4 protein-coding genes and 1 CRISPR repeat array are annotated in these 8,464 nt (G+C 42.2%); all 4 genes read right to left on the bottom strand.

Annotation, left to right across the window (positions count from 1 at the left end; translation table 11 throughout):
- Nucleotides 1–163: 163 nt before the first annotated feature.
- A CRISPR array of direct repeats spans nt 164–5,351; the repeat unit is 37 nt; unit sequence GTTTCAATCCCTAGTAGGGTTTAAGATTAATTGGAAC.
- Between the two features lie 233 nt (nt 5,352–5,584).
- Genes cas2 through cas6 form a run of 4 tightly spaced genes read right to left on the bottom strand, consistent with a single transcriptional unit; the run spans nt 5,585 to nt 8,309 of the window.
- On the bottom strand, nt 5,585–5,857 hold the full coding sequence (cas2, locus tag PX484_RS13635) for a CRISPR-associated endonuclease Cas2 (protein ID WP_002742874.1): 273 nt from the start codon (nt 5,855–5,857) through the stop codon (nt 5,585–5,587).
- 12 nt (nt 5,858–5,869) lie between these two features.
- Nucleotides 5,870–6,874 (bottom strand): type I-D CRISPR-associated endonuclease Cas1d, encoded by a 1,005-nt coding sequence (gene cas1d / locus PX484_RS13630; RefSeq protein ID WP_287768009.1) that lies wholly within the window; start codon nt 6,872–6,874, stop codon nt 5,870–5,872.
- Nucleotides 6,875–6,879: 5 nt separating this feature from the next.
- Nucleotides 6,880–7,473, bottom strand: a complete 594-nt coding sequence (gene cas4 / locus PX484_RS13625) for a CRISPR-associated protein Cas4 (RefSeq protein WP_002797938.1) — start codon at nt 7,471–7,473, stop codon at nt 6,880–6,882.
- 2 nt (nt 7,474–7,475) lie between these two features.
- Complete coding sequence (gene cas6, locus PX484_RS13620; protein ID WP_287768007.1) at nt 7,476–8,309, bottom strand: CRISPR-associated endoribonuclease Cas6; 834 nt, start codon at nt 8,307–8,309, stop codon at nt 7,476–7,478.
- Between the last annotated feature and the right edge of the window lie 155 nt (nt 8,310–8,464).

Raw genomic sequence — 8,464 nt, 5'->3', positions numbered from 1 at the left:
TACACGGCATCCGTCGTCGACATGACAGAAAAGAGCTTCTAGACTAGACATAGATGGGTTGGGGGTGCTGAGTTTATATATTTTTCAGCTTACTAGCCCCCGCCTTTTCTTTCCTCCCTTATCCCGAACTGACGTTAAGTATGAATATTTATACAATAAAGAAGTTTCAATCCCTAATAGGGTTTAAGATTAATTGGAACTGTAATTTTTCACCATTAGGCAAAGTAATTTCTACGTTTCAATCCCTAGTAGGGTTTAAGATTAATTGGAACTTTAATCGCCTATCCTGCTGATACTTTCTACCGAAGTTTCAATCCCTAGTAGGGTTTAAGATTAATTGGAACAAAATTAGCCGAGTTTGGATTTACGGAACTGTAAGTTTCAATCCCTAGTAGGGTTTAAGATTAATTGGAACTAGATTTAACTCCCTGTCCTTGGCCATTTCCAAGAGGTTTCAATCCCTAGTAGGGTTTAAGATTAATTGGAACCTGGGTTTCTTTGTCGGGGGTGGTGGTGAATGTGAGTTTCAATCCCTAGTAGGGTTTAAGATTAATTGGAACCGTCTAGTTCCCAAATCTCATTAGGATGCTGTAAAGTTTCAATCCCTAGTAGGGTTTAAGATTAATTGGAACCAGGCAGACTAGCCTCCCAATTCAGCGAAGCAAACGTTTCAATCCCTAGTAGGGTTTAAGATTAATTGGAACCTAAATGCTAATTATCAGGCGTTCCAGAATGAAATGTTTCAATCCCTAGTAGGGTTTAAGATTAATTGGAACAAGGTTCTGGGATTTTTTGAATTGTATGCAGATTGCAGTTTCAATCCCTAGTAGGGTTTAAGATTAATTGGAACATTGCATACAGCAGGTGATCGCACGGTGTCAGACTGTTTCAATCCCTAGTAGGGTTTAAGATTAATTGGAACACTCTCGATCTTCTTGCCGGATTTTTTTGCAGGGGTTTCAATCCCTAGTAGGGTTTAAGATTAATTGGAACTATCGGGAAAAGGAAAAGGTGATTGCTGGGGAGAAGTTTCAATCCCTAGTAGGGTTTAAGATTAATTGGAACGATTAAGTACAAAAGGCTACTATAGTGGCCTTATAAGTTTCAATCCCTAGTAGGGTTTAAGATTAATTGGAACTGGACTATAGTGGGAATCACCAATCAGGCGGGCGTGGCTGCTAAGCATAAAACTCTTAAATCAGCCATTCTCGGTTTCAATCCCTAGTAGGGTTTAAGATTAATTGGAACCGGCTGTGAATAATAGCCATACCCATGCTAATAAAACTCAGCTTGTTTCAATCCCTAGTAGGGTTTAAGATTAATTGGAACTCAGCATCATCACCCTGTAATAATATGTCGCTATGTTTCAATCCCTAGTAGGGTTTAAGATTAATTGGAACAAATCCCGGATGCGGATGCGGTCCCGGCGCTAGGGTTTCAATCCCTAGTAGGGTTTAAGATTAATTGGAACCGATCAGGCTCCCATCCCCAATCTGCATGAGATTGGTTTCAATCCCTAGTAGGGTTTAAGATTAATTGGAACTTTCCACGTTAATTAGCTTAAATCTTAGAGTCAGTTTCAATCCCTAGTAGGGTTTAAGATTAATTGGAACGTCTGGGCGTTCTGGCATCCAATCGATAGTATTATCGCTGTTTCAATCCCTAGTAGGGTTTAAGATTAATTGGAACAAGAAGGATTGGCTATAAGAGGATTAAATAATTGCGGTTTCAATCCCTAGTAGGGTTTAAGATTAATTGGAACGAATCAAAAGGGGAATTGATAGGGAAACTAAATGGTTTCAATCCCTAGTAGGGTTTAAGATTAATTGGAACATTAGTTTAAAGGGAGAGCTAATGAGATTTTTTTGGTTTCAATCCCTAGTAGGGTTTAAGATTAATTGGAACAGTTTTATCTTTTAAATCGACAATTGATAACCGTGTTTCAATCCCTAGTAGGGTTTAAGATTAATTGGAACAACTAACAGATAAGCAGGTAATCTCTATCTTAGAATCGTTTCAATCCCTAGTAGGGTTTAAGATTAATTGGAACCCTCACTATCCTCGGCTTTATTCTTGGAAGGAAAAGTTTCAATCCCTAGTAGGGTTTAAGATTAATTGGAACGGGATCAACTATCGGGGGAGTTACGATGGCTCTTGTTTCAATCCCTAGTAGGGTTTAAGATTAATTGGAACGCCAATAATTGATCGAGCGCTTGCTATTATTTCCTGTTTCAATCCCTAGTAGGGTTTAAGATTAATTGGAACAAAAGGAGTAAATTTATGGGAACCGCTATTAATTGGGTTTCAATCCCTAGTAGGGTTTAAGATTAATTGGAACATTATAAGAATTACTTATATTTATCGAGTATTTAGTTTCAATCCCTAGTAGGGTTTAAGATTAATTGGAACGATTATCTGCTGCTTCTGATCGCCGATTGGTCCGGTTTCAATCCCTAGTAGGGTTTAAGATTAATTGGAACAAGCGGAGGTTCCCCGTAGGTCGCCACCTCTTTTTTTTGTTTCAATCCCTAGTAGGGTTTAAGATTAATTGGAACCTTTATCGAGAATCTCAAACCAAGTCCGATCAAGTTTCAATCCCTAGTAGGGTTTAAGATTAATTGGAACAGCTGCACCGGTAAATAGTTCTATCTTAGTCCTTTGTTTCAATCCCTAATAGGGTTTAAGATTAATTGGAACAGACCTGCATTTTCCGCCACTTTAATAAGCCTCTGTTTCAATCCCTAATAGGGTTTAAGATTAATTGGAACCTGTAGTGATCGAGAAATATTAGCTTGATCGATTCCTGTTTCAATCCCTAATAGGGTTTAAGATTAATTGGAACATCCGCTCCTCTATCGCCTTCGATAATTGATTGGTTTCAATCCCTAGTAGGGTTTAAGATTAATTGGAACAAGCGTTGGATCGGGAATTGAAAGCCTTACTTACGTTTCAATCCCTAGTAGGGTTTAAGATTAATTGGAACAAGAAGGTCGAGAAATCGGCGGTTTCCACAACGAGGTTTCAATCCCTAGTAGGGTTTAAGATTAATTGGAACCTTATTTCTGGAATCGGCCAGAAATAGAGTTTACGTTTCAATCCCTAGTAGGGTTTAAGATTAATTGGAACTCTAAAAATTTTCCTTTCATGGTAAAAAAAGGGCGGTTTCAATCCCTAGTAGGGTTTAAGATTAATTGGAACGGGGAAAGCGTTAAAAATGTGCATCTCCTTTTTAATGGTTTCAATCCCTAGTAGGGTTTAAGATTAATTGGAACCAAACTGATAGACTCTGTGGTACTTAAATTTTTAGTTTCAATCCCTAGTAGGGTTTAAGATTAATTGGAACAAAATTAGCCGAGTTTGGATTTACGGAACTGTAAGTTTCAATCCCTAGTAGGGTTTAAGATTAATTGGAACAATAATTTACAGTTCTCTCTGTCTAGCGAATACCTAGTTTCAATCCCTAGTAGGGTTTAAGATTAATTGGAACTCAAACTATTCACGTTCACGAAACAAACTTGATCAGTTTCAATCCCTAGTAGGGTTTAAGATTAATTGGAACCTTAAGAAATCAGAGATAATGGTTTCAGACGGGAAGTTTCAATCCCTAGTAGGGTTTAAGATTAATTGGAACAGACTAGGCACCAATGCTTATAATCCAGCGACCCGGTTTCAATCCCTAGTAGGGTTTAAGATTAATTGGAACGAGGAAACTAGCACCGTATTTAGTGGCAAAAAGTTGTTTCAATCCCTAGTAGGGTTTAAGATTAATTGGAACACCCGGACAACATTCTCGTTAATTTTTACCATAAATGTTTCAATCCCTAGTAGGGTTTAAGATTAATTGGAACCGTACAGATGAACCACTTGATCGATCGTCTAAGGCTAGTTTCAATCCCTAGTAGGGTTTAAGATTAATTGGAACGTGTGGACGGGGGGGAGACATAGCGGGGGAGCCGGTTTCAATCCCTAATAGGGTTTAAGATTAATTGGAACTTGGGGTTCCAGTTGTGCCGGCAGTCGAACAACTAAGTTTCAATCCCTAATAGGGTTTAAGATTAATTGGAACAATCAGATCAAACTTAATCAATTCTTGCAATGTGGTTTCAATCCCTAATAGGGTTTAAGATTAATTGGAACAGGAGAGGAAAAAATGAAGGAATTTGCAGCGACTTTAGTTTCAATCCCTAATAGGGTTTAAGATTAATTGGAACGTCTGGAGTCAGTGCTATATCTTCGGCTTTATCCTGTTTCAATCCCTAATAGGGTTTAAGATTAATTGGAACTTTTTGCAAATTCTTGGGATCTGCCTCAAAGTAAGTTTCAATCCCTAGTAGGGTTTAAGATTAATTGGAACTTGAATATTGCCGTGATTTGTCGCATTTATCTTAGTTTCAATCCCTAGTAGGGTTTAAGATTAATTGGAACGAAGTTCGATCCCCCCGTACCCCCCGTGGCCAGGTTTCAATCCCTAGTAGGGTTTAAGATTAATTGGAACACCTACTAGATCAATTCCTTCCCGGATAGCTGTTGTTTCAATCCCTAGTAGGGTTTAAGATTAATTGGAACGCTAATTCTCGATTTATTGCCGCGAATCAAACTAATGTTTCAATCCCTAGTAGGGTTTAAGATTAATTGGAACTAAGTCGGTACAGCGAGCCAATGTCCGATCCGACGTTTCAATCCCTAGTAGGGTTTAAGATTAATTGGAACGATAAATTCGCGCACCTTTTTGCTCTGCGGCTTTGTTTCAATCCCTAGTAGGGTTTAAGATTAATTGGAACGGTAATGTTAGTTAACTGCAAAATAATTAATAATGTTTCAATCCCTAGTAGGGTTTAAGATTAATTGGAACGAGGATGCGGGGGTGTGTCCTCTGGAGTAGATGTTTCAATCCCTAGTAGGGTTTAAGATTAATTGGAACGCTTTTAATTTTGCTAGGGGTTATTTTTTGCATCGTTTCAATCCCTAGTAGGGTTTAAGATTAATTGGAACTCGAGCAGCCAGTAAGCCCCCCCATTTTCCGCGTTTCAATCCCTAGTAGGGTTTAAGATTAATTGGAACTGGGGGATAACTTTAGAAATTAGAGAATAAAAATTAAAAGTTTCAATCCCTAGTAGGGTTTAAGATTAATTGGAACGAGTGCTTATCTTTTCTACAGTAGAATCTAAAATCGTTTCAATCCCTAGTAGGGTTTAAGATTAATTGGAACTTCCATCTTCTACTGACTGCTTGAAAGTATCACTGTTTCAATCCCTAGTAGGGTTTAAGATTAATTGGAACCAACCAGACAGGACTGAGAGGCAAAATCTGGGAGGTTTCAATCCCTAGTAGGGTTTAAGATTAATTGGAACCGCCCAGTGGTAAAAGCTATACGCTATGGGATTTTCAAGGTTCGTATGCGCCGCACCCGCAATAAACCAATCATACAGCAAGTGACCCAGTTCTTCAAGACCCCGCAAAACCTTACGGGATAAGGTGCGCCCCGCGTTGGAAAGGAAAATCATCTCGAATCTATATTCCATAAGCTTTTCAGCCACCACATAATAGTTAAGAATTTTTACAGCTACCCGGAAGCGCAACCGAGCTAAACAAAAAAAATTGTATTATCCCGGGGTAACTCACCACCGATGCGTTCCACTTTACCCCGACAACAGGCGCAGAGAAAATAAAAGCGGATGCTATCGGTATCGGGTTTGATCAACTTACTCAAGCGCCCGCGCAGCTTAGCGTACTGGGTATCGGTTAGATCGCACTCAAAAACACTATACTGCACCCGTTGGCCGTAGGACTTTAACGTATTGTGAATTTTGGTTCGTCGCTTATCATCGGAAATGTCGTAACTGACAACAAAATACATGACCGCCTCTACCTACTTTAAAATCAAAGGTGGATACTTATCCGTCTCGTCCATCAGATATTTCGCCATTAGTCGGGCCTGAATCTCGAAAGCTTCTTGATAAGTACACTGTTTACCCATTACCGGATGCTTAAACTTGGATTGTTTCTTCTGTTCGTACAAGCGCAGGAAAATCTGTAATCCCTCTCTCGTCAAGGAAACCGCACCGCTTAAGGGTTCGGTGGTGAAATGTTCGGGGGTAAGATAAGGATGATTGATCCCATTGAGAACCACGGCATCAACGACGATCGCTCTAAATTCTTCCATCAGATCCAGTGCCAGCGAGGGGCGACCGTAACGTTGATAGTGAAGATAACCGAGATAGGGGTCAAAACCGACCAAATTGATCGCACTCTGCACGTCATGGCGCAATAACGCATAACCCAGACTCAAAAGAGAATTGACCGGATCTCGCGGGGGGCGACGGTTACGCGAGGCAAAGGTAAAAGTATCGCCGAGAATTAAGGAATCAAAACAACTGAAATAGGCTGCGCTTCCGGCTCCCTCTAACCCCCGGAGAGAATCGATCGCCGAGGTTGTTTCGATCGAGCCGATCGCTGCTTCCAGACAAGCGATCGCCGTTTGTAAATCCAACTCTTTTCGATCGCGTTGACGACGGAGTAGAATGTTGCGGTAATTCTTCAGCTTGCCGCGGACGAATCCCCGCACTAAATGAATGGCTTTCGGGGAATCGCCGGCGGCCTGCCATTGCGCTCGACGAACGAAAATATTTTTGGTCATCTCCGGTTCCAATCTACCGAGATAGCGTCCGGTGGATGTGACGAAACTGAGCGGAATATGACGTTCCAACAATTCGATCACCAATGCGGGAGAAACTGAACCCCGTCCGAAAATCACCACTCCTTCCACGTTCAATAAAGGAACATCGAGGATCGTTTCTTTGGATGCTTTGACCGTTAAACGCTCGTCATTTTTGCCGAGAAATGCGTCTTCTCTTGTCACATATACCGTTCCCATATTTTTTAGTCTTCCTCTCGATATCGTTGGACTTTTTCGGTTAATCGGGGCAAGCAGCGATCGAACAAACTGCATCCCTTGCAGCGGGGTGAATAGACCGCCGGTGGCATTTTTCCCGTCTGGATCAGGGTTTCAATTGCTCGGATCGTAGCGATCGCCCGTTGCCGTAGAGCAAGATCGATCGCCACCGGTTGACGCTGGTGAGAACTGGCATAGTAGATATAGCCGGTATCTAGCCTTTTTCCAGTCATTTCTTCCAAACACAGAGCTTGAGCGCACACCTGCAACTCGTCGTTATCCCATTCGCCTTTACTGCCCCGTTTGTATTCCACGGGGATAAATTCGCCATCCTGGGACTCGATCAGATCGGCTTTACCGATGAGACGGTAATTATCTGATTTAAGCCAGATCGCCCGAATTTGCCATATTTCCTCGCGGTTTGCCGCCCCGACGGTGTGAACTCGCTCGTGTAAATTTGTTCCCTCGATCGTGTAGCTATTATCGAGAAATTCCCCAGCGACGAACATTCTCCAACAACGGTGGGGACAGTAGGCGTAATGGTTGAGGGCGGCGATCGGTATGTAATCAGATTCATCCATAACTATCTTTTATCCTTAGAAATTCTGCGAGTCATCCCCATTCCCATGGTGGTTTTCCGTCCCACTCCCGCGTAGAGGGCAAAATCCGCCAGTGCATTAATCGCTTTAATCTTTGCGGGTTCCACCTCTCCCAAAAGACGATAGTGAATCTCGCCTACACAACCGATCGAATGGTTTTTATAGGCTTCGTCGGCTAATTTCGTTTTAATATCGAAGAAACTGGGGAAAATCGACTCTAGGACGATGGAATCGAAGGGGATCCCGCTATAGCGATTCCAACGACTGAGAAGGCCATTAAACACCAGTTCCCGCGTCGGTAAGGCACTATCGAATTTTCCCTGCCGGAAGGTGACGGGGGTAGCGAAAAGGAAATCAAATTCTCGATTCGTTTCCGAGGCGTTTTCATACAGGTATTGATAAGTACAAGAGTTCGCCCAGAATTGAACCGATTGCGGGGTGGCGAGGACGCTAGTGATAACCAGATCGGCGGAACCGAGATGCCAGGGGTGTTTTGGATTGAGATTCAACCAGAGCGAGGTTAATTTACCGAATAATCGGTCATCGAGCAGAGAAATCCGCCACCAGCAGGGAGTTTCTGGGGCGATTGGCCGTTCGTGTCGCCACTGCGGGGAATTTATCGTTTTTCCACCAGATTGCATCTGTAGTGGCGATAAGGTGAAGGCTTTATCTGCCTCGGCTGTGTGTAGAATGTCCCCTAATTCCTGATCGACACTACTGACAAGGGTAAGGAATAGCGCGTGAAGGTGTCGTCCGGTGAGAAAATTCGGATAGATCGGCGATCGAGGTGTGAGATTGAGAACGAGACTGTAGGGCATTAAGTAGCTGGTTATAATTAAATTAAAAATGGATTTTAGGTTCGATCCCCCCTGCCCCCCTTGATAAGGGGGGTGCCGATAGGCGGGGGGATCCCCCTTGATAAGGGGGGTGCCGATAGGCGGGGGGATCCCCCTTAATAAGGGGGGCATCTGAT

Origin of the sequence: Microcystis sp. M49636_WE2, from assembly GCF_030065375.1 — a bacterium.
Taxonomy (GTDB): domain Bacteria; phylum Cyanobacteriota; class Cyanobacteriia; order Cyanobacteriales; family Microcystaceae; genus Microcystis; species Microcystis aeruginosa_C.
This window is presented reverse-complemented; position numbering and strand designations above follow the sequence as displayed.